The sequence below is a fragment of the Halomonas citrativorans genome (assembly GCF_014898005.1).
Taxonomy (GTDB): Bacteria; Pseudomonadota; Gammaproteobacteria; order Pseudomonadales; family Halomonadaceae; genus Vreelandella; species Vreelandella citrativorans.
Genome location: NZ_JABUYX010000004.1, coordinates 202775 through 220875 on the forward strand (window position 1 = coordinate 202775; position 18101 = coordinate 220875).

General features: G+C 57.7%; 19 protein-coding genes. 10 read left to right on the top strand and 9 right to left on the bottom strand.

What is annotated here, in order from left to right:
* The first annotated feature begins 69 nt into the window (after positions 1 to 69).
* From INT20_RS07365 to INT20_RS07380, 4 genes are read left to right on the top strand one after another with little or no spacing between them, the layout of a single operon-like run.
* Entirely contained in the window at positions 70 to 1116 is a 1047-nt protein-coding gene (locus INT20_RS07365; RefSeq protein WP_192527866.1) for a GlxA family transcriptional regulator, read from the top strand.
* Positions 1107 to 2273 (top strand): MFS transporter, encoded by a 1167-nt coding sequence (locus INT20_RS07370; RefSeq protein WP_192527867.1) that lies wholly within the window; start codon positions 1107 to 1109, stop codon positions 2271 to 2273. The genes INT20_RS07365 and INT20_RS07370 overlap by 10 nt, the downstream gene beginning before the upstream one ends.
* A gap of 49 nt (positions 2274 to 2322) precedes the next feature.
* Positions 2323 to 2688: a hypothetical protein gene (locus INT20_RS07375; RefSeq protein ID WP_087111048.1), complete on the top strand. Its 366-nt coding sequence runs from the start codon at positions 2323 to 2325 to the stop codon at positions 2686 to 2688.
* Positions 2688 to 2861, top strand: coding sequence for a DUF1289 domain-containing protein (locus INT20_RS07380; RefSeq protein WP_087111050.1), 174 nt, complete (start codon positions 2688 to 2690; stop codon positions 2859 to 2861). The genes INT20_RS07375 and INT20_RS07380 overlap by 1 nt, the downstream gene beginning before the upstream one ends.
* 6 nt (positions 2862 to 2867) lie before the next feature.
* Here INT20_RS07380 and INT20_RS07385 read toward each other — a convergent pair whose 3' ends face one another.
* The 8 genes from INT20_RS07385 to INT20_RS07420 all read right to left on the bottom strand — a co-directional run bounded on the left by INT20_RS07385 (position 2868) and on the right by INT20_RS07420 (position 11220).
* Positions 2868 to 3632 carry an ABC transporter ATP-binding protein gene (locus INT20_RS07385; RefSeq protein WP_192527868.1) on the bottom strand — a complete coding sequence of 255 codons (765 nt, stop codon included), beginning with the start codon at positions 3630 to 3632 and terminating at the stop codon, positions 2868 to 2870.
* Complete coding sequence (locus INT20_RS07390; protein WP_192527869.1) at positions 3629 to 4696, bottom strand: FecCD family ABC transporter permease; 1068 nt, start codon at positions 4694 to 4696, stop codon at positions 3629 to 3631. Before INT20_RS07390 ends, INT20_RS07385 begins: the two co-directional genes overlap by 4 nt.
* Positions 4693 to 5721, bottom strand: coding sequence for an ABC transporter substrate-binding protein (locus tag INT20_RS07395; RefSeq protein WP_192527870.1), 1029 nt, complete (start codon positions 5719 to 5721; stop codon positions 4693 to 4695). The genes INT20_RS07390 and INT20_RS07395 overlap by 4 nt, the downstream gene beginning before the upstream one ends.
* 253 nt (positions 5722 to 5974) lie before the next feature.
* On the bottom strand, positions 5975 to 6424 hold the full coding sequence (locus tag INT20_RS07400) for a phosphatase domain-containing protein (protein WP_192527871.1): 450 nt from the start codon (positions 6422 to 6424) through the stop codon (positions 5975 to 5977).
* Entirely contained in the window at positions 6421 to 7494 is a 1074-nt protein-coding gene (locus tag INT20_RS07405) for an MBL fold metallo-hydrolase (protein ID WP_192527872.1), read from the bottom strand. Before INT20_RS07405 ends, INT20_RS07400 begins: the two co-directional genes overlap by 4 nt.
* Positions 7491 to 8537: an ABC transporter ATP-binding protein gene (locus INT20_RS07410; protein ID WP_192527873.1), complete on the bottom strand. Its 1047-nt coding sequence runs from the start codon at positions 8535 to 8537 to the stop codon at positions 7491 to 7493. The genes INT20_RS07405 and INT20_RS07410 overlap by 4 nt, the downstream gene beginning before the upstream one ends.
* Positions 8525 to 10225, bottom strand: coding sequence for an ABC transporter permease (locus INT20_RS07415; RefSeq protein WP_193056686.1), 1701 nt, complete (start codon positions 10223 to 10225; stop codon positions 8525 to 8527). The genes INT20_RS07410 and INT20_RS07415 overlap by 13 nt, the downstream gene beginning before the upstream one ends.
* Positions 10226 to 10227: 2 nt before the next feature.
* The gene (locus INT20_RS07420; RefSeq protein ID WP_087111067.1) at positions 10228 to 11220 is read right to left on the bottom strand and encodes an ABC transporter substrate-binding protein; all 993 of its coding nucleotides are present in this window, start codon (positions 11218 to 11220) and stop codon (positions 10228 to 10230) included.
* Positions 11221 to 11365: 145 nt separating this feature from the next.
* Between INT20_RS07420 and INT20_RS07425 the strand changes: the two genes are divergently transcribed.
* From INT20_RS07425 to folE2, 6 genes are all read left to right on the top strand, one after another.
* Positions 11366 to 12121, top strand: a complete 756-nt coding sequence (locus tag INT20_RS07425; RefSeq protein WP_192527876.1) for a DeoR/GlpR family DNA-binding transcription regulator — start codon at positions 11366 to 11368, stop codon at positions 12119 to 12121.
* Between the two features lie 127 nt (positions 12122 to 12248).
* A complete protein-coding gene (gene mtnK, locus INT20_RS07430) occupies positions 12249 to 13526 on the top strand; it encodes an S-methyl-5-thioribose kinase (protein ID WP_193056687.1) in 1278 nt (425 codons plus the stop codon).
* 343 nt (positions 13527 to 13869) lie between these two features.
* Positions 13870 to 14430: a gamma carbonic anhydrase family protein gene (locus INT20_RS07435; protein ID WP_193054252.1), complete on the top strand. Its 561-nt coding sequence runs from the start codon at positions 13870 to 13872 to the stop codon at positions 14428 to 14430.
* Positions 14431 to 14565: 135 nt separating this feature from the next.
* Positions 14566 to 15030, top strand: coding sequence for an RNA polymerase-binding protein DksA (gene dksA, locus INT20_RS07440; protein ID WP_264299226.1), 465 nt, complete (start codon positions 14566 to 14568; stop codon positions 15028 to 15030).
* A 6-nt stretch (positions 15031 to 15036) separates the two neighbouring features.
* Positions 15037 to 16122, top strand: a complete 1086-nt coding sequence (locus INT20_RS07445; RefSeq protein ID WP_193056688.1) for a CobW family GTP-binding protein — start codon at positions 15037 to 15039, stop codon at positions 16120 to 16122.
* Positions 16122 to 17012, top strand: a complete 891-nt coding sequence (folE2, locus tag INT20_RS07450; RefSeq protein ID WP_193056689.1) for a GTP cyclohydrolase FolE2 — start codon at positions 16122 to 16124, stop codon at positions 17010 to 17012. Before INT20_RS07445 ends, folE2 begins: the two co-directional genes overlap by 1 nt.
* A 14-nt stretch (positions 17013 to 17026) precedes the next feature.
* On the opposite strand, the gene INT20_RS07455 is transcribed toward folE2, so the two are convergent.
* Positions 17027 to 18067, bottom strand: coding sequence for a GlxA family transcriptional regulator (locus tag INT20_RS07455; protein ID WP_193056690.1), 1041 nt, complete (start codon positions 18065 to 18067; stop codon positions 17027 to 17029).
* Positions 18068 to 18101: the final 34 nt, after the last annotated feature.

The following is an 18101-nucleotide window of genomic DNA, read 5'->3' on the forward strand; positions in this document are numbered from 1 at the left end:
GGGTAATGGTCCTTGCCGACACGTCGAACTCGGCGGAAACTCTCCCTATTAACGATCTGGAGAGAGAACGTGACGCGCCATATTGCCTTATTGGCTTACCCCGATTGCCAATTGCTGGATGTCAGCGGCCCCTGGCAGGTGTTTGCCAGCGCCAACGCGCTAAGCCCGGAACCCTTGTACCGCTTGACCCTGGTCGCCGATGCACCTGGGCCGGTAATGACCAACGGCGGCCTGGCGGTGTACGCCAGCCACACCTATGCCGAACTTCCCCACCGGCTGCCATTGGATACGTTACTCATTGCAGGCGGCAGCGGTGTGATGGCGTTACGCCAAGACCCGCACGTGCTGGCTCTTTTACGTGAGCTGGCGTCTCAAGTGCGCCGGTTAGGCTCTATCTGCTCAGGGGCTTTCTTGCTTGCTGCCGCCGGGCTTTTAGATGGCAAGCGCGTCACTACCCATTGGCGCCATGCCGACCAGCTTGCCGAGGAGTACCCCGCGCTTAATGTTGAGCCTGATGCGCTGTATATCCAAAGCGGTGATCGCTACACCAGCGCCGGGATAACGGCCGGTATCGATCTGGCGCTTTCGCTGGTAGAGGCTGACCACGGCGCTGCCCTTGCCGGGCAGGTAGCACGAGAACTGGTGATGTTTCTGCATCGCCCCGGCGGGCAGTCGCAGTTCAGCGAACTTCTACGCTACCAGCAAGGTGCTGGCCCGTTGCGTCGTTTGCTGGATCATCTGCATGCCGACCCTGGCGGGGCACATTCGCTGGAAAGTATGGCGGCCTTAATGGCCGTATCACCACGTCACCTTACCCGGCTATTCAAGCGCCACTTAGCCACGACGCCGGTTACTTATTTGACCCAGCTACGCTTGGAGCAGGCGCGTTTGGCGCTGTTGGATGAGCATCAAACGGTATCTCTTGAGCGGTTAGCTGAGCGTTGGCGCCTGGGCGGCGCCGAGCAGTTGCGCCGCCAGTTTCAACGTTACTACGGTGTTTCCCCTTCTGTTTATCGTCAGCGCTTTGGCGCGGCGGCTAAGTCTACCTCTACCCTTGCGTCTACCCTCACGCCTACTCTTGTGCCTACGCCTTTGGAGCCATCGCCATGCCATTAACCGTTACGTTGTTATCGCTGTGTCAGGCGCTGTTGGTCAGCGGTAATATCCTGCTGATCGCCGTGTCGCCCCTCATTGGCGCCTCGCTGGCACCTACCGCCAACTGGGCCACTGTGCCAGTGGCCAGCCAGTGGCTGGGGCTGATGTGCGCCACCATTCCCGCCTCGCTGATCATGGGGCGGCTGGGGCGTAAACGTGGGTTTGTGCTGGGCAATCTTATCGGCTTGATAGGTACAGCCGTGGCCATTGCAGCGCTACGCCAGCAAAGTTTTGGGCTGTTCCTGCTGGCGACGTGGCTGATTGGCATCGGCATTGGCTTTGGGCAGCTCTACCGCTTTGCGGCCCTTGAGGCAGCCCCCACGGCACTGCGTGATAAAGCGCTTGGTTTAGTGATGGGCGGTGGGGTGTTGGCGGCATTTGCGGGCCCTTGGCTTGCCCGCTTTAGCCGCGAGCTGAGCGAGACGCCGTTTTTGGGCAGCTTTGTCGGGCTGGGCGTGCTCTACGTGTTGGCACTTGGCATATTGCTTTGTACGCGGTTGCCGGTCGCTTTTGTGCAGGCAGTAGAGGGGGAGAAAAAGCCCTTGTCGGCTATCCTGCGCCAGCCCGGTTTTCTATTGGCCGTTAGCGCGGCGGCCATTGGCTACGGCGTGATGAATCTGGCCATGACCGCAACACCGCTGGCGATGGAAGGGGCCGGGCACAACTTTAACCATGTCGCCACTACTATTCAGTGGCATGTGGTTGCCATGTTCTTGCCCTCATTTTTTACCGGCCATTTGACGGCTCGTTTTGGTGCCCCACGCATGATTAGCGCTGGCTGCTTACTGCTGGTGGCAAGCGCAATTGCCGCACAGTTTGATGCCGGGCTAGCGGGCTTTAACGCTGCGTTGATCCTGCTGGGGCTTGGCTGGAATTTCACCTTCCTGCCCGCCACCGGGTTATTGACGCAAAGCTATCAACCGGCAGATAAGGCACGCACTCAGGCGGCCAACGAGTTTCTGGTATTCGGTACGGCGGCCTTGACGGCGCTACTGGCGGGGCCGTTGGTTAACACCCTAGGCTGGGCAACGCTCAATGCGCTGCTGATTCCTGTTTCGTTACTGCCTATGGTGCTGCTGGCATGGCAGCGGCGGGCAAACGCGCCTCTTCTTTCTTAAAATGTTATAACATAGTTATATTATTCTATTTGTTACGTCAGGTGGTTGAATGATTGCTAAACGGGAACGCGGCAAGCTGGAGCGCCAGCTTGTTGCTTCGCTGACTGAAGTCTGTGAGCAGGCCAAGGTCGAGGTGGTTGGGTTCGTCTGGTTAACTCACTGCGTGGACTACCAGCACTTCCCCGAAAGCCTGGTGGTTATCTGGGTATTTGATACCGATGCCCATTTAGCCTCAGCGCTAAAGGGCGATGCCAAACAGCGCCTGCATGACTTCACGGCCAGCGCTTTGGCTGAGGCGGGTGTGGTGCTGGATAGCATCACGCCGCACATCGACTTCGATAGTGAACAGGCGTGCCAGCGCGCCCATGGTGGTGACTGGCAGCGCCGTCTGCGCGCGCGAAGTGTGAGGCACTGATGGCCAAGAAAATCGATAGCCCCTGCATATCCGCCTGTCAGTTGAAGGGCGGCATGTGCACCGGCTGTGGGCGAAGCATAGAGGAGATCCGCCACTGGAAATCCATGAAACGGCCCGAAAAAATCGCCACCATTAAACGGGCCGAGCAGCGGTGCAAGAAGCTCAGCAAATAGCGTGCTTTAAACGGCTTGGCGAAAGCGCATGATTTGCCCTTGCCCAATGGGGTCTTCAAGAATGTCGGCATGCACGCCGAAGGTTTGGCGCAGCCGACGACACGTTAGCACTTGCCGAGGCGACCCCAGATCGACCAGTCGCCCGCCTTCGATCACTCCAATACGGTCGCAGTCCATGGCTTGATTGAGGTCGTGCAGAGCAATCACCACCGTGATGGGGAGCTGCCTGACCAGCTGAAGAATCGAGAGTTGGTGGCGGATATCCAGATGGTTGGTGGGCTCATCCAGCAGTAATACGCTAGGCTGCTGGGCCAGGGCTCTGGCGATGTGGGCGCGCTGGCGCTCGCCGCCGGAAAGCGTATGCCAGAGACGCTCAGCCATTGACTGCATACCCACATCCGCCAGCGCGTGTGAGACGATCGCCTCATCCTCCTCGGACCACGGATGAAACGGCGAAAGAAAGGGTGTCCGGCCGAGCGATACGGCCTGATGAACACTGATGCGCTCGGCTGTGTTGGCCTGTTGCTCGACCAGGGCCACCGAGCGTGCGATGTCGCGCTGGCGCATACGGCCCATATCCTGCTCGCCGACCCGGATACGCCCCACTTTGGGTTTTTGAAGGCCGGCAAACAGGCGTAGCAGTGTCGTTTTTCCCGAGCCGTTCGGCCCGATCAGCCCAAAGGTTTCACCAGCGGCAATTTCAAAGCTGACATCCTTCAGCAACGTACGCCCCTGAACTTTCCAGCTCACATGTTCGGCCGCGAGTTTCATCGTGATCTTGCTCCGCGAATTAGTATCAAAGCGAAAACCGGCGCGCCGACCAGTGCCGTGACGACCCCAATGGGCAGTACCTGCCCGGCAACCAGCACGCGGGACACCACATCAGCGCCGATCAAAAATACCGCGCCCGCCAAGGCAGATGCGGGCACCAAGCGGGTATGGCGGCTCCCCGTTAGAAAACGCATGGCATGAGGAATGACCAGCCCCACAAAGCCGATGGCACCTACCATGGAAACCATCACGGCGGTCATCAGCGCGACGGTGGCGATCAGAATGCCCCGCACACGGCGCACGGGAATGCCCATGGACGCCGCGCTGTCGGTGCCGAAGGTAAAGGCGTCCAGGGTTCGTCGATACCAGAGGCAGATCAGCAGGCCGACAAGCGCGGTGGGTACGGCAAGAAGGGCGTTGTCCCAGCGAACGCCGGAAAGATTCCCCATCAGCCAGAACATGATGCCACGTGCCTGCTCGGCGCTGGCTGATTTGGCGATGATAAACGCCGTCAACGCATTAAACAGGCTCGACCCGGCAATACCGGCCAGAATGATTGCGCTGGATGCCTGTGTTCCGCTGCCCCGGCTATCCGACGCTGCGTAGGCGAGTATAACCACCATCCCAAACGCCGCGATGGCCCCGACCATGGCCCCTGCCGAGAGAGTAACGACGCCAGCACCAAACCCGGCAACGGCAACCAAGACAGCGCCGGTCGACGCACCTGCGGAAATCCCCATCAGGTAAGGGTCGGCCAGCGGATTGCGCAGCAGCGCCTGAAGCACGACCCCGGACAGCGCCAACCCGGCACCACAGCACGCGGCGACGACTGCGCGGCTAAGCCGGTAGCTCCAGATAATCCCGGCATCGATTCGGTCGACAGGATAGCTTGCCCCCAACAGCCGGTTAGCGAGCACCTTGAGCACCGTTTCCACAGGTATCGACGTCTCGCCAATCGCGGTTCCGGCGATTAGCGCCGAGAAAAGAATCAGTGGTGCCAGCCAGAACCAGTGGCCACGAACCTGAAAGCGTGGCCGTATGGTTAGCGCAGATGCCGTACTCATCGTTCGAAGGACATTCCCGACAGGGCATCCGCTAACGTTTCGAGACCGAAAATGGTGCGCATCGTTGCGCTCATGGCGTGGGCATCCATCTCGATGATATGGCCGTTTTGAACCGCCTGCATTTCACGTGTGACAGGGTCGCTTTGAAGAAATGCACGCTTGGCGGCCACATCGTCAGCGGGGTAGCGGCGCCGGTCCATGTGTGCGATGACGATCACGTCCGGGTTGGCGCGGGCAATGGTTTCCCAATCGACGGTGGGCCACTCCTCATCCGACTGGATGACGTTGCGTATTCCCAGCGTCTTCATCATATAGCCGGGTGCGCCCAGCTGACCTGCGACAAAGGGGGCAACGCCGGTATCCGGCGAAGAGAACCAGAACACGGCGGAAAGATCGTCCGGTAGATCAAGCTGGGCGGCGGTAGCCACCGCGTCGGCTTCACGGGTTTCAAGGCTTTCAATCAGCGCTTCCCCAGCCGGTTGCATATCGAAGATTTCGGCAAGCTCGGCAATGCCCTTGTAGACGTGATCAGGCGAAAAGGCCGCGGTACGCATGCCGTCGCCTCCGGTAGTGTTGTCTTTGGTATCGCAGTCGGCGGGCATAATGTATGTGGCGATCCCCAGATCGTCGAACTGCTCACGTGTTCCCACGCTGCCCGTGGCACCGACATGCCATTCGTACTGCACGGCCACAAGCTCGGGGCGCTTATTGACCACTGACTCAAAGCTTGGGTCGTTATCGGCGATGCGTTCAACGGAGGCGTTCAGCTCGCTAAACGGAGGCAACACCGGCGTAAACCATACGGACGTGGCCAACACTTGATCGCCCATCCCCAAGGCATATAGAATCTCGGTCGCCGACTGACCAATGGTGACCGTACCGTTAGGCGCTGCTGGGAAACTAATCTGCTTGCCGCAGTTATCCAGCGTTAGCGGATAGCCCGTCGTGTCAGCTGTCGTGTCAGCAATGGCATAGCCGGCTGATAGGCCGGATACCGCCACCAGCATTGAGCGAATGAGGTTCATGAAAATTCCCAAATAAGTTGTTCCACCAACGTAAACGTCGCCTTTAGCCAAATGGGAGGGAAAAGAGACGGCGTTTTTATTTATTGTTATGTTATAACATATTTTGATGCTTGAAAAGCAACGCCCGTGCCGCTACCCAGAGCCAAGTGCTGGGTAGCGGAGAAAGCAGAAGGAGTCAGATTGGGATATTAAACGATCAGGATAAAGCAGCAGAGGCGTTTTAGTAATGTAGCTGCAGGCTTAGCGCGCCTGGTTAAAAATCACCCGGGGCGCATTGCAGGCAGGTAAGGCCTAGAGCGCGCCACTGAGCAACGACTGCATCGCGGTCATCCAGCACCAGCCAGGGCTCAAAACCGTCTTCACGCATGATGCTGAGCAGGGCTTCTTTGACGGCTTCATCGTCCACGTGGTCATGGCCATCCGGGCGCAGGTACATGGCGTCAAACGGGATGGCGTTGCGCGTCAGCCATTCGTGGGTATGTTCGCGGTGAGTGTCCGGGCGGCCGCTGCAAATGATGATCTGCTGGCCCTGGGCTTTCAATAGTTTCACCAGCCGGGCGACCGGTTCGATCACTGGCGCTTCGGCCATAAACGCAAAGAAGGGGTCCCACTGCTTGGCAGGGCCTAACACCCATTCGTGTACTTTCGTGGGGTGAAATTCAGCTAACGTACCGTCAACATCGACAATCACGGCGTGGGTCATGCAAGGCTCCTGTTATTCAAGGCGTGAGTATTTAAAAACAGCATCTTTTGCGTGGCGAGGCGCGCACCGAGTAACGCGCGCCAGGCGCTAAGAGTCGGTTCGGATAAGTGGGTAAACAGCGGCACCACACGTTCGGCGTTTACTTGATCGGCAAGCGCAACCAGGTGCGAGGCGCGTAGGTGCACATTCCAGCGCTGCCAGAGGATGTCGCCAGCGGTAAGCTCGGCGCAGCGCGAAGGCGTCAGATAACCGGTGTGCAGCAGGTGAAAGCCTGGCCACGTGGCGGCGGTGTCGTCCCGGTCGCTAATCAGCTTGAGGCTTGGCTGGGAAGCATCGGGGCGCCCCAGAAGCGCTTCTATTTTGTCATCCGAATGGGAGCGGCGAAGCGTCGTGGGGAGCGCCAGTAGGGTTTGCAGGTTGGCGCGAATAATCGGATCAATGGCGAGCGGCAGCCCGCGAGCATCCGCTTCTTCGGCTAGCCAGAGCGCCATCTCAAGCGCTCGGCCTGATTCAGGTGCCGGAAAAACCAGCGGGCGGCACAAGTGTTCGCTGATGGCGTCCACACATGCCTGCTGGGGTTGATCGTAGGTGCCATAAGAAGCGTCCAGTAGCGCAATGCGCGCCGGTGGCGGCGTATCAAACGGAAATAGCCGGGACTCAAAGCAGGCGTCGCCGCTGTAGAAAATGCCGCCCTCGACATCCAGGTGAATCCATACCCCGCCCAACGAATGGCCCGCCTGGCCGGTGGTCACCGGAATACCGGCAATCTGGCAGGTACCGCGCTCGGGCAACGGTTGCCAGGCGCGCCCGTTGGGAAGTGCCTGAGCAACCAGCGGCGTGCAGTAAAGCGGAAGCGACGCGGGTAGCTCGCTGACGCCGCCAATATGATCGATATGGTCATGGCTGATAATCACCGCATCGACATCAAGCCCGCGAGCCCAGGTAATTGGCTCGCCCGGGTGCAGCGCGCCGCCTGCATCCAACAGAAGCCGCTTGCCGTTGTCTTCCACCACCATGGCTGCAGGGCCTTTATCGCCCAGGCCGCTTAATATGTTGATGCTGGCGTTCATTGGTCGGGCTCCAGACACCAGCCTTCCAATAGCGTTAGCGCCACCTGCTGGCCCTCTTTGAGCGCGTGGGGATGATAGGCGAGCAGCGTTGCGCCATCCCTCATGCGCAGGTGAATCTCATAGCGCTCGCCACGAAAGGTCTGGCGCTCGACGCGGGCGGTTAAATCCTGCTGGCTGGGCGCCTCGGGATGCACCTGAATATGCTCCGGGCGCACCAGCACTGCCTGATGGCGTTGGGAAGCGGGAGACGTCAGCCCTTGCATCAGCTCACTGCCGCTGAGGCGCCTGCCCGGTGCGCCGGTGCTTATCATTAACTGGCTGCCCTGGCCGATAAAGCTTGCCACCCAGGATGTGCGCGGTTCGCGGTAGAGCGTTTCGGGCGTGGCCCACTGCACCAGCTTGCCCGCCTGCATCACCGCGATACGGTCGGCCAGCGCCATGGCTTCGCTTTGATCATGGGTGACGTACACCATGGTAGCGCCGGTGCGGCGGTGAAAATCTGCAAAGCTATGCTCCATGGATGCGCGCAGGTGGCGGTCCAGGTTCGCTAGGGGCTCATCCAAAAGCACTACTGACGGGTCGGTGACCAAGCAGCGGGCGAGTGCCACGCGCTGGCGCTGGCCGCCGCTTAAATCCTGCGGTGTGCGCTGGGCGTAGGGCCCAAGTGCCACCAGAGCAAGCGCCTGCTCAACGCGGCGTTGATAATCCGCCCCGCGCACGCCGCGTAGTTTAAGAGGGTAGCCGACGTTATCGGCCACGCTCATATGCGGCCACAACGCGTAGGATTGGAACACCATGGCCATATTGCGCTGCTCGGGGAGCACGTGGTGCTGCTCGCTCGCTAGAAGCTGATTGCCCAGATGGATTTCACCGCCGCTGACCTGCTCGAACCCGGCCAGCATACGTAGCATGGTGGTTTTTCCGCAGCCGCTGGGGCCGAGCAGGGCGACAAACTCGCCCGGTTCAACCGTTAATGAAAGCCCATCCACGGCGTTGTGTTCGCCAAACTGCTTGGTGACTTGCTTGAGGGTTAGCCCTGCCATGGCACGACTCCTTTGGGTAAACGCGGGGCCAGAAGGCTAAGCGAGAGCATGAGTGAAGCGACCATCAGCACGACCAGCACGGATACCGCTGAGGCCAGAACGCTTTCGCCGCCTTCATCAAGGTTGAAAATCAGCACGCCCAGGGTTTCGTTGCCCGCACTCCATAGAAGCGCCGAAACGGTCAGCTCGTTGACGGCCAGCAGAAATACCAACAGTCCACCGGCAAACAGCGCGGGCGCAATCAGCGGCATCACGATAGTGGCAAGGCGGCGCCAAGGGCCGGCACCGGCGAGCTGGGCGGCTTCTTCAAGCGAAGGATCTAACTGGGCAAGGCTTGCGCTGACCGGCTTTAGGCACACCACCAGAAAACGCGCCAGATAAGCCACGAAGATCAGCCCCAGCGTGCCGTATAGTGCGACGTTGATAATGGGCAGTGGCCGCACGAACAGCAGAATGCAGGCAATCGCGAGTACCACGCCGGGCAGGGCGTAAGGCAGCTCGATAATACTCAGTGTCAGGTTTTGCAGGCGCGCTGGAAGCCGCTGGAGGCGGTAGGCCAGCGGCAGGCTGCACAGCATGAGCACCACGGCTGCGCCACCGGCAAGCCAGAAGCTATTGCGCATGGCGCGCCACGTAGCGCCCTGGCGGCCAATCACTTCATGGTAGGCGTTTAGAGTGGCGGTATCGGCATTAAGCGGTACGCCCATGGCTGGCACCAGCGAGCTGACTACCAGCGCCACCAGCGGAGCGACAAGAATGACCAGCAACACGATGACCAGCAGCACCGTGACCAGCGCACGAAAGCGGCCGAGTGAGAAATCATGGGCGCGCCCGCTATGCCCCACCAGCCCGAAACGGCTGCGGCCCATCCAATGTTGTTGAAGCGCCACACCCACCAGCGCCAGCACGCCAATCAGCAGCGAAAGGGCCGCCATCTCAGCTAGTACGCCGGTGCCAAAACTGGCCATGCGCTGATAGATCAGCGTAGGCAGTACATAGTAGCCCGCCGGAATGCCCAGCATGGCCGGGATGCCAAAGTTACCCAGGCTGGAGATAAACGCCATGGCGGCACCTGCGACTAGGCCGCTTCTCGTCACGGGAAGTACAATATGCCGCCATACCTGGTTTTGCCGGGCGCCACTGATGCGGGCGGCTTCGACCAGCTCGCGGGGCAGAGAAAGTAGCGAGGTGCGCAGCGCTAGAAACACCAGCGGGGCACTTTGAATACCTAACAGCAGCGCGATGCCTTCCGCCGAGTAGAGCGGCTGCGGGCTGCCCAACGGCGGCGCCATGCCGATGCTTTTGAGTAACGGGCTTGCCGGGCCAAATAGTTGAAGCCAGCTAAGTGCCGTGACTTGGGGTGGAATCATCATCGGCAGCATAAAGCAGAACACCAGCCACGCCTTGCCGCGAATGTCGGTGAGGGTGATCACGAACGCAAACAGGCTGCCTAGTGCAAGGGCGATCAGCATGCCTAGCCCCGAGGTATACAGGCTGTGCCACAGCGCTCGCCAGGTACTCGCTGATTGGAGCACACGCCATAGTGGCGCATCGCCCCCTTGAGTCAGATCGCTTAACGCTTCTACTAAAAGACGTAGGCTAGGCGCCAGACTCAGCAGGACGACGGTAAGCGTCAAAAGGGTAAGCAGCCAGCGGTGCTGGCTGCCTTGGGTAAGACTCGGTGACATGATCAGCCGCCGAACAGGTCGCTAAAACGCTGCTTCAGGGCTTCTTCCTGCTCAAGCGCTTGGGCGATATCAACAGGCATCAGCTCGATGGTGTCGCGGGCGGGGAAGCCTTCTGGCGGCGTAACACCGGGGTGGGCAGGCAGATACCCCTGCTCGCTGACCAACTGCTGGCCCTCTTCCGAGAGTACGAAGTCGACAAACTTCTGTGCCGCATCAACGTTCTTGGCGCCTGCCATAATAGCGACGGGCTCGGTGACCGCGCTTACACCCTCTTCAGGGAAGACAAACTCGACCGGCGAGCCTTTGGCCGCTTCGCGGATGGGTAGGAAATCCACCACGATGCCGTAAGGCTTAGTGCCCGCCGCCACTGCGTTGAACACACCGCCGTTGCCACCCTGTGCCTCGGTGCGGTTGTCATGTAGTGCATCGTAATAGCTTTCACCCAAGTCAGGGTTTTCACTAATCGCCGCCATGTGGATCAGTGCCGCGCCCGAGTAAAGCGGGCTTGGCATGGTCACTAAGCCTTCATATTCGGGCTTGAGTAGGTCTTGCCAGCTTTGCGGCTGCTCGTCAGCGCCGGTGTTATACACGATACCGGTGGTGATCAGCTTGGTGCCGTAGTAGAAGCCTTCGGGGTCAAAAAGCTCGGCATCAAAGGCTTCACGATGAGGGCTCAAATACGCCTGAAGCTGGTCTTCCTGCTTTAACGACTCCATGGTCATGCTGTCGGCGATCAGCAGCACATCCGGGTTACTGACCCCGGCGGAAAGCTCGGAGCGCAGGCGGGTCATCAACCGCGTGGTGCCGTCGCGTACCCACTCCACTTCGATATCCGGATAGGCTGCCTGGAAGGCATCGACCGTTTGCTGGGCATCGCTGTTGGGCTGGCTGGTGTAGAGCACGAGTTTGTCGTCGGCAACGGCGTTTGCCGAAAGAGCCAAACTTGCCATCGTGGTGGTAAGAGCAATGGCGGTGCAGAGTGAGCGCTTAAGCATCAGAAAGTCTCCAGTGAGTTGACCCTGCTCACACTACTGTCATCACCTTACAACATCGTGACAGTACCCTTTCGTTTGAAGGGGGAAAGCTTTCGTAAACACCGGAAAGCCTTTCGTTAATAAAAAAGAGGGAGATGAGTGCGGAATGAAAGGCTTAAACGAGCGTCGCCGAGCGCTGCTTGATCGGGTGCGCCAGGAGGGGCGCCATTCGCTGGAGGCGCTGGCCGGTCAGTTTGGGGTGTCAGTACAAACGCTGCGCGGCGATATTCGCTTTCTTGCCGAGAAGGGGATGGTGCTGCGTCGCCACGGCGAGGTGCTGCCGTTTCCCGACCGTGAAAATATCGGCTACGACCAGCGCCAGATCGTTAACGAAACCGGAAAACGCCATATTGCGCGCCAGGCCGCTTCGCTGATTCAGCACCATCAGTCGCTTTTTCTAGGTACCGGCACCACCGTTGAGCAGCTCGCCGACGCGCTGCACGATAAAAAGGGCCTGCATATCATGACCAATAACCTTCATGCGCTTATCAAACTATCCGCTATGGAGTGTGAGATGGTAGTGGCGGGTGGCCGGGTACGTCGCCGGGACCAGGACGTGATTGGTGGCGACGCGTGGCGCTTTTTTCAACGCTACCGGGCGGATGTAGGCATTGTCTCGGTAGGCGGCATGGATGCTCACGGCAACCTTTTCGACTATAACGACGATGAGGTTATGGCCCGTGAAGCGCTGTTGGCTAATGCAGCCTTTCGCGTTCTGGTGCTGGATAGCACCAAGTTTGATTTACCGCTGCGCTGTGCGGCGGGGCAACTAGCCGATTATGACGCGGTGATTACCGACGTGGCGCTCCCCGACCGATTGCGCAGCCCTCTTGCCGCACAGGGTGTTAGGTTTTTGATATGAACAGTTTGATATGAGCAGGTATTAAGGTGGTCGGCGAGGTAGCCGCAGCCGATAGGCGCTGGTATCTATTTGACATTGGCTCTCAGGTGATGACAAATACCCAAAAAATTTGCTTGAGGAGCACGCTGTGGAAAACGGTCAATCAGAAGCGGCCTTGCGTTATGAAGCGTTATCCGTAGATACGCTGGCAACGCGGCTGGGTGATGTACACGAAGTAGCCAGCCGGGTAGGCGGCGAGCCCGCGAGCTGGGAAATGCGTGAGGTGGGCGATGGCAACCTGAACCTGGTGTTTATCGTGACGGGCACAGCAGGTAGCGTGGTGGTCAAGCAGGCGCTGCCCTACGTTCGTATGGTGGGCGAAAGCTGGCCGCTGCCGCTTTACCGCGCCCATTTTGAGTATTACGCCCTGGTGCGCCAGGCCAAGCGTGCCCCCAACATTGCGCCGGAGGTGTTTTATTTCGATAAGCCCCAGGCCCTGTTTGTGATGGAGTATCTTTACCCGCACACGATCTTGCGCCGTAAGCTGATTAAAGGTGAGCGCGTGGCTCGCTTGGGGGAGACCATCGGCCAGTTTTGTGCGCGCACGGCGTTTCGCGGTTCGGAGCTTTCTCTGCCAAGCCCAGAGAAGAAGCAGGATGTGGGGCTGTTTTCGGGTAACGTGGCGATTCCTGCGATTACCGAATCATTGGTGTTCACCGACCCTTATTACGGCGCCGAGATGAACCACCACACGCCGGAACTTTCGCCAGTGGTGGACGAGCTGCGCCGCAATGTGCGCTTAAAAGCCAAGGTTCAGCGGCTATTGATGAAGTTCACTGCCAACACTGAAACCATGCTCCACGGTGATTTGCACTCGGGCTCGATCATGGCGACCGATACCGACGTGCGCGTGATCGACCCTGAGTTTTCCCAGTACGGGCCGATGGCGTTTGATCTGGGAATGGCCGTGGCCAACTTCCTGATGGCGTACTTTAGTCAGCCTGCCCACAGAAAGGATAACGATCTGGCTGCTTACCAGGCGTGGATTCTCGACGTCATCGAGGCGTGCTTCACAAGCTTTGATGCCGAGTTCCGTTACTTATGGCAAACCGAGCGCACCGGCATTCTGTTCCCCAGGACGCTGTTTGAAGAGCAGGGCAACAGTGCGGACGACGCCTGCGATGCGCTGTTGGATGAGATTCGCCTGGATGCGCTGGCCTACTGCGGTATCGAGATGCACCGCCGGGTGCTGTCACTGGCCCATAACGCGGACTTCGAAGAGATCGAAGACACTGCCCTGCGCGCCCGGCTAGAAGCCCGTAATGTGTTGATGGGCCAGGCGCTTATAATGAACCCAGACGCGGCTCGTGAGGTACCTGCGCTTATTGAACTGGCTCAGGCGTATAACCGTCAGGATGTTCTATAAACGGCATTCTATAAAAGACGTGCTATAAAAAAGCCGCAATCGCCCGATGAGCTGCCCCCTAGCGTTGGACAACCCTCTAACGCAGGGGGTGTTTTTATAAGGAAGGCGTACGACGAGACGTTCAAGTTGCTGATTGCGCAGCCTGCCCAGTAAATATCCCTGTCCCGGTAACGTTACGATTGAGAGCATTCGTTATATTTATTTGGTATGTTATACTATAACAATAAGCGTTTTGGCTGAGATTGGTTTCAGCATATTTGAGTCCCCTTGCTGTAGTCCGTAAGCCCCATCTGGTCTGCCTCAACACTTCCCCTGCTTTATGATAAATAAGGATAAGTGACCAATGATTAGGAAAAATCCACGTGGTGACCTGCCAACGATTCATCCCAGTGCTTTTATTGATCCCACGGCTATCATTTGTGGATTGGTCATCGTGGAAGAGAATGTATTCATTGGGCCCTACGCCGTGATCAGAGCCGATGAAATGGATGCGCATGGAAATATTGATCCGATGGTGATCGGTGCGCACTCCAATATTCAAGATGGCGTTGTGATCCACTCCAAATCGGGGGCCAGCGTAACGATAGGTAAGCGTACCTCGATTGCCCATCGCGCTATTGTGCATGGGCCCTGCACGGTGGGTAGTGGCGTGTTCATCGGCTTTAACAGCGTACTTTTCAATTGCCAGATTGGCGATGGCTGCGTAGTGCGCTACAACGCGGTGGTCGATGGTTGCCAACTGCCAGCGAACTTTTATGTTCCTTCTACTGAGCGAATTGGCCCCGATACCAATTTGACGCGTTTAAGCCAGGTGCCCAGCGAAGCGAGTGCGTTTTCCGAGGATGTCGCTCGCACCAACAATGATTTGGTGCAGGGTTATAAGGCTATCCATAATGAGTTTTAGGTAGTAGCAATTTTCCGCTCGTTTAAAACGATTACTGACACAGTGTTGCGTTTAGCTAGTGAGTCAGGTCGCTATTAACGTTAAATTTTTATATTTCGGTATGTTATAACGTAATTTATAGCGCAAGGTATATGTATGAATAAGCCAATTACCACGGCATTAACACAGCGTGAGTCGCCGGATAAAGTGCAGAAGGCCAAGATATTGGCCATGCCTGCCTGCGACTATATGAACGACGAGCAGTTGGCTTTTTTTCGCCAGCGCTTGCTGGATGAGCGCTATGAAATTCAAGCGCATTTAAAGGAAATGAAAGAGGCAATCGCTTCTCACGAACGTGACAGCGATGAAGCCGATCAGGCCTCGTTTGAAGAGGAGCTACGTCTATCACTACGCCAGGCCGACCGGGAAAGCCGCCTGGTGAACAATATCGATGCGGCTTTACGACGGATCGATAACGGCGACTATGGCTATTGTGACGAGACTGGCGAGCCTATTGGTATTGCCCGCTTGCTGTTCCGACCCACTGCGCGGCTATGTATTGAGGCGAAAGAGCGTCAGGAAAGCCAGGAAAATCATTACCGCAAAGCAAGGTGGGAGTAACCCGTTATGACGACACCCTCGCTCATTCCCATTAACGTGCTTACCGGTTTTTTGGGAAGCGGCAAAACCACGCTGCTCAATCGTTGGGTACACCAATCGTCAATGCGTAATACATTGGTGGTTATCAATGAGTTTGGTGATATTGGGCTGGACCACCTGCTCATCACCCATAGCGATGAGCAAGCCGTTATCGAAATGAGCAGCGGCTGCCTATGCTGTACGCTGCGCGGCGATCTTAGTCGTACGCTACAGCAAGCGTTGGAAGATATTCAGGCACAAGATAAGCCTTTTCCCTCACGCGTGGTGATCGAAACCACGGGCCTGGCAGCGCCCACTTCCATACTGCAGTTGCTGATGACCGATCACTGGCTAGCGCATCGTTTTAAACTTGATAGCGTGGTGTGCTGTGTTGATGCAGTCAATGGCGCAGCAACGCTTACCGCCCATAGCGAGTCGCAGCAGCAAGTAGCCATCGCCGATAAGCTGTTACTCACCAAAACTGACTTGGCCGAGCAAAACGTGGTATCTACCCTGGCCAACCAGCTCGCGAGAATTAACCCTACGGCCGAGCAGTGGCAGGTAATTAACGGCGAGCTTTCCGCCAGCCTCCTGGTCGGCGCAGGGCTTTATCGCAGTGAACAGGCGGGCTACCAGGTTGACCAGTGGCTAAAGGCGGGCAGTTATACAATCCAGCCCGCCGATCAGCACGCCGGTGCTGCTTTTTCGCTGAGTGAGCATTCATTGTTGAACGCGGCCCAGCCCGACAGCACATCGCACGGCGATAGTATCAATGCCTTTTGCTTTAGCGTTGAAGAGCCAATCCACCCCGACACGTTAGAGAGCTGGCTGGATATATTGATGTCGCTGATGGGCGATAAAATGTTGCGTATCAAAGCGGTAGTGCATCTTACCGACAGGGAGTCACCGCTGGCGTTACACGGCGTACAACATATCTTTCACCCGCCTGCAGAGCTGCCCATAGGCAGCGTGAGTGATCGAGTTTCCCGATTTGTTTTCATCACGCAGAACGTGTCGCCGGAGAGCGTGGCTGAGATGTACCGCTTTTTTCAAACCTCTAAAGAGAGTGCCTAATGACCGCTGTGACGTTACCCGATATTGCACGCCAAAGGCCGACGCTATCAGGCGCTTTATCATGGGTAGGGATGGAGGGTATCGCGCTGCCCATTCGCTTAAACGATATGACGCTTAACGTGACGGTAAATGCGGGCGTCAGCCTTGATGAGCCGGGCGCCCGGGGGATCCATATGTCGCGCTTATATCTAGCGCTGGATGCTCTAGAGAATGAGACATTGACACTGCCTGTCGTTCACACGGTATTGAACGCATTTGTAAAGGGCCAGGGCGGACTGTCCCAGCATGCGTATCTCAGTGTTGAGGGCAATATGCCTCTTAAGCGCAGCGCGTTAATTAGCCCGCTCGCAGGATGGAAAAACTACCCGTTCTCGTTACATTGCCAGTTGACCCCCGCGGGTTTCCAAGCGCAGTTGGATATTAAAATAGGCTACTCATCGACTTGCCCCTGCTCGGCGGCGTTAGCCCGACAGCTCATTCAGCAAGCTTTTGAAGAAGACTTCGAAGAAATACCACTGACGAGGTCAGCGGTATCGGCTTGGCTCGGTAGTGAAGAGGGCATACTGGCAACTCCCCATAGTCAGCGAAGTGACGTCACCTGCTCGTTGCATCTGTCACCAGAAAGTGGCGACACACTGCCGCTGGAAGCTACCATCGACCGGGTAGAGAACGCCCTGGGCACCGCGCTGCAGACGGCGGTGAAGCGTATCGATGAACAGGCCTTCGCCCTCGCCAATGGCCAAAACCTGATGTTTTGTGAAGATGCCGCCAAGCGTGTGGATAGCACGCTGCGCAAAATGCCTTGGGTCGCGGGATTTCAACTCAAGGTCGTGCATGCAGAGAGCCTGCATGCTCACAACGCCGTCGCGCGCAGCGAATGGCAGTGGTGATGCGATGATCGTAATCAATGAAGCGATAGGGGCGTGCGGGCGGTTTTAAAGCGTGCCCGATAGGCGGTAGGCGTCAGCGCGTAACGACGAGAAAATACCTTGCGCATCTGTTCGTCGGAACTGAATCCTGCGCGCCAGGCAATGCTTTTCATGGGCAGCGCTGTGTCGAGCAGCAGCGACTTGGCGCGTTCACAACGGGCGTTTTCAAGCCAGGCCGATGGCGTCATGCCAAACTCGTCAAGAAACGTGCGGCTGAAATGGCGGGGGCTCATACCCGCCTTGGCGGCCATATCTGCAAGCTTTAAAGGTTTATCAAGATGAGTGATAAGCCAGCTCTGTAACTCGCGCATACTGGGCGAACCCGTCATTTGGCTGGTGAGGGCGGCGCTAAATTGCGACTGGCCACCCGGGCGTTTGAGATAAACCACCAGATCGCGCGCTACGCCCAGCGCCAGATCGCGTCCAAAATCCTGCTCGACAAATGCCAGCGTCAGATCAATCGCGGCCGTCACCCCGGCGGAAGTCCAGAAACGACCGTCCTGCACAAAAATCGCATCGGCATCTACCTGCAACGCGGGAAAACGCTGCTGTAGCAGGGCCGCATAGTGCCAGTGCGTTGCCGCACGACGGCGGTTAAGAAGCCCCGCTTCAGCGAGAAAAAATGACCCGGTACATAGCGCGGCGAAGCGCTGAACATCATCTGCCCGACGGCGACACCAATCGATAAGTGCAGGTTGGTTGGTGAGTGCTTTTTCGATATCGGCAGCGCCTGCCACCATTACGGTTGAAAACGGGCCGTTTTCAGGCAGCCCGCTCTGTGCTTGAAGTGGCACCATCGTCTCCGACGCAATCACGCCAGGCTGTGGGGCGGCCAGCGTCACCTTGTAACGTCGCGGATCGCCTCGCTCGGCCAAGCGTTTGTTGGCGTAGGTGAATACGCTGAGCGGTCCGATGGTCTCCATGATTTTAAACCCCGGATAAATGATGAGATGTACACGGTCGCTGTTTTCGGCTGCTGTGATCCCTGGGATGTTATTGGCTTTGTCATTTTTCATGGGTATTACTCTTTCGAGGCCTGATTACCGTGAA

Excerpts from the sequence above, each read along its gene's own strand:
- INT20_RS07410 (WP_192527873.1), bottom strand. The coding sequence starts at position 8,537 with ATGGCAGGGCTAACCCTCAAGCAAGTCACCAAGCAGTTTGGCGAACAC.
- dksA (WP_264299226.1), top strand. The coding sequence starts at position 14,566 with ATGAATAAGCCAATTACCACGGCATTAACACAGCGTGAGTCGCCGGAT.
- INT20_RS07435 (WP_193054252.1), top strand. The coding sequence starts at position 13,870 with ATGATTAGGAAAAATCCACGTGGTGACCTGCCAACGATTCATCCCAGT.
- INT20_RS07370 (WP_192527867.1), top strand. The coding sequence starts at position 1,107 with ATGCCATTAACCGTTACGTTGTTATCGCTGTGTCAGGCGCTGTTGGTC.
- INT20_RS07415 (WP_193056686.1), bottom strand. The coding sequence starts at position 10,225 with ATGTCACCGAGTCTTACCCAAGGCAGCCAGCACCGCTGGCTGCTTACC.
- folE2 (WP_193056689.1), top strand. The coding sequence starts at position 16,122 with ATGACCGCTGTGACGTTACCCGATATTGCACGCCAAAGGCCGACGCTA.
- INT20_RS07445 (WP_193056688.1), top strand. The coding sequence starts at position 15,037 with ATGACGACACCCTCGCTCATTCCCATTAACGTGCTTACCGGTTTTTTG.
- INT20_RS07420 (WP_087111067.1), bottom strand. The coding sequence starts at position 11,220 with ATGCTTAAGCGCTCACTCTGCACCGCCATTGCTCTTACCACCACGATG.
- INT20_RS07400 (WP_192527871.1), bottom strand. The coding sequence starts at position 6,424 with ATGACCCACGCCGTGATTGTCGATGTTGACGGTACGTTAGCTGAATTT.
- INT20_RS07395 (WP_192527870.1), bottom strand. The coding sequence starts at position 5,721 with ATGAACCTCATTCGCTCAATGCTGGTGGCGGTATCCGGCCTATCAGCC.
- INT20_RS07385 (WP_192527868.1), bottom strand. The coding sequence starts at position 3,632 with ATGAAACTCGCGGCCGAACATGTGAGCTGGAAAGTTCAGGGGCGTACG.
- INT20_RS07380 (WP_087111050.1), top strand. The coding sequence starts at position 2,688 with ATGGCCAAGAAAATCGATAGCCCCTGCATATCCGCCTGTCAGTTGAAG.
- INT20_RS07455 (WP_193056690.1), bottom strand. The coding sequence starts at position 18,067 with ATGAAAAATGACAAAGCCAATAACATCCCAGGGATCACAGCAGCCGAA.
- INT20_RS07390 (WP_192527869.1), bottom strand. The coding sequence starts at position 4,696 with ATGAGTACGGCATCTGCGCTAACCATACGGCCACGCTTTCAGGTTCGT.
- INT20_RS07375 (WP_087111048.1), top strand. The coding sequence starts at position 2,323 with ATGATTGCTAAACGGGAACGCGGCAAGCTGGAGCGCCAGCTTGTTGCT.
- INT20_RS07405 (WP_192527872.1), bottom strand. The coding sequence starts at position 7,494 with ATGAACGCCAGCATCAACATATTAAGCGGCCTGGGCGATAAAGGCCCT.
- INT20_RS07425 (WP_192527876.1), top strand. The coding sequence starts at position 11,366 with ATGAAAGGCTTAAACGAGCGTCGCCGAGCGCTGCTTGATCGGGTGCGC.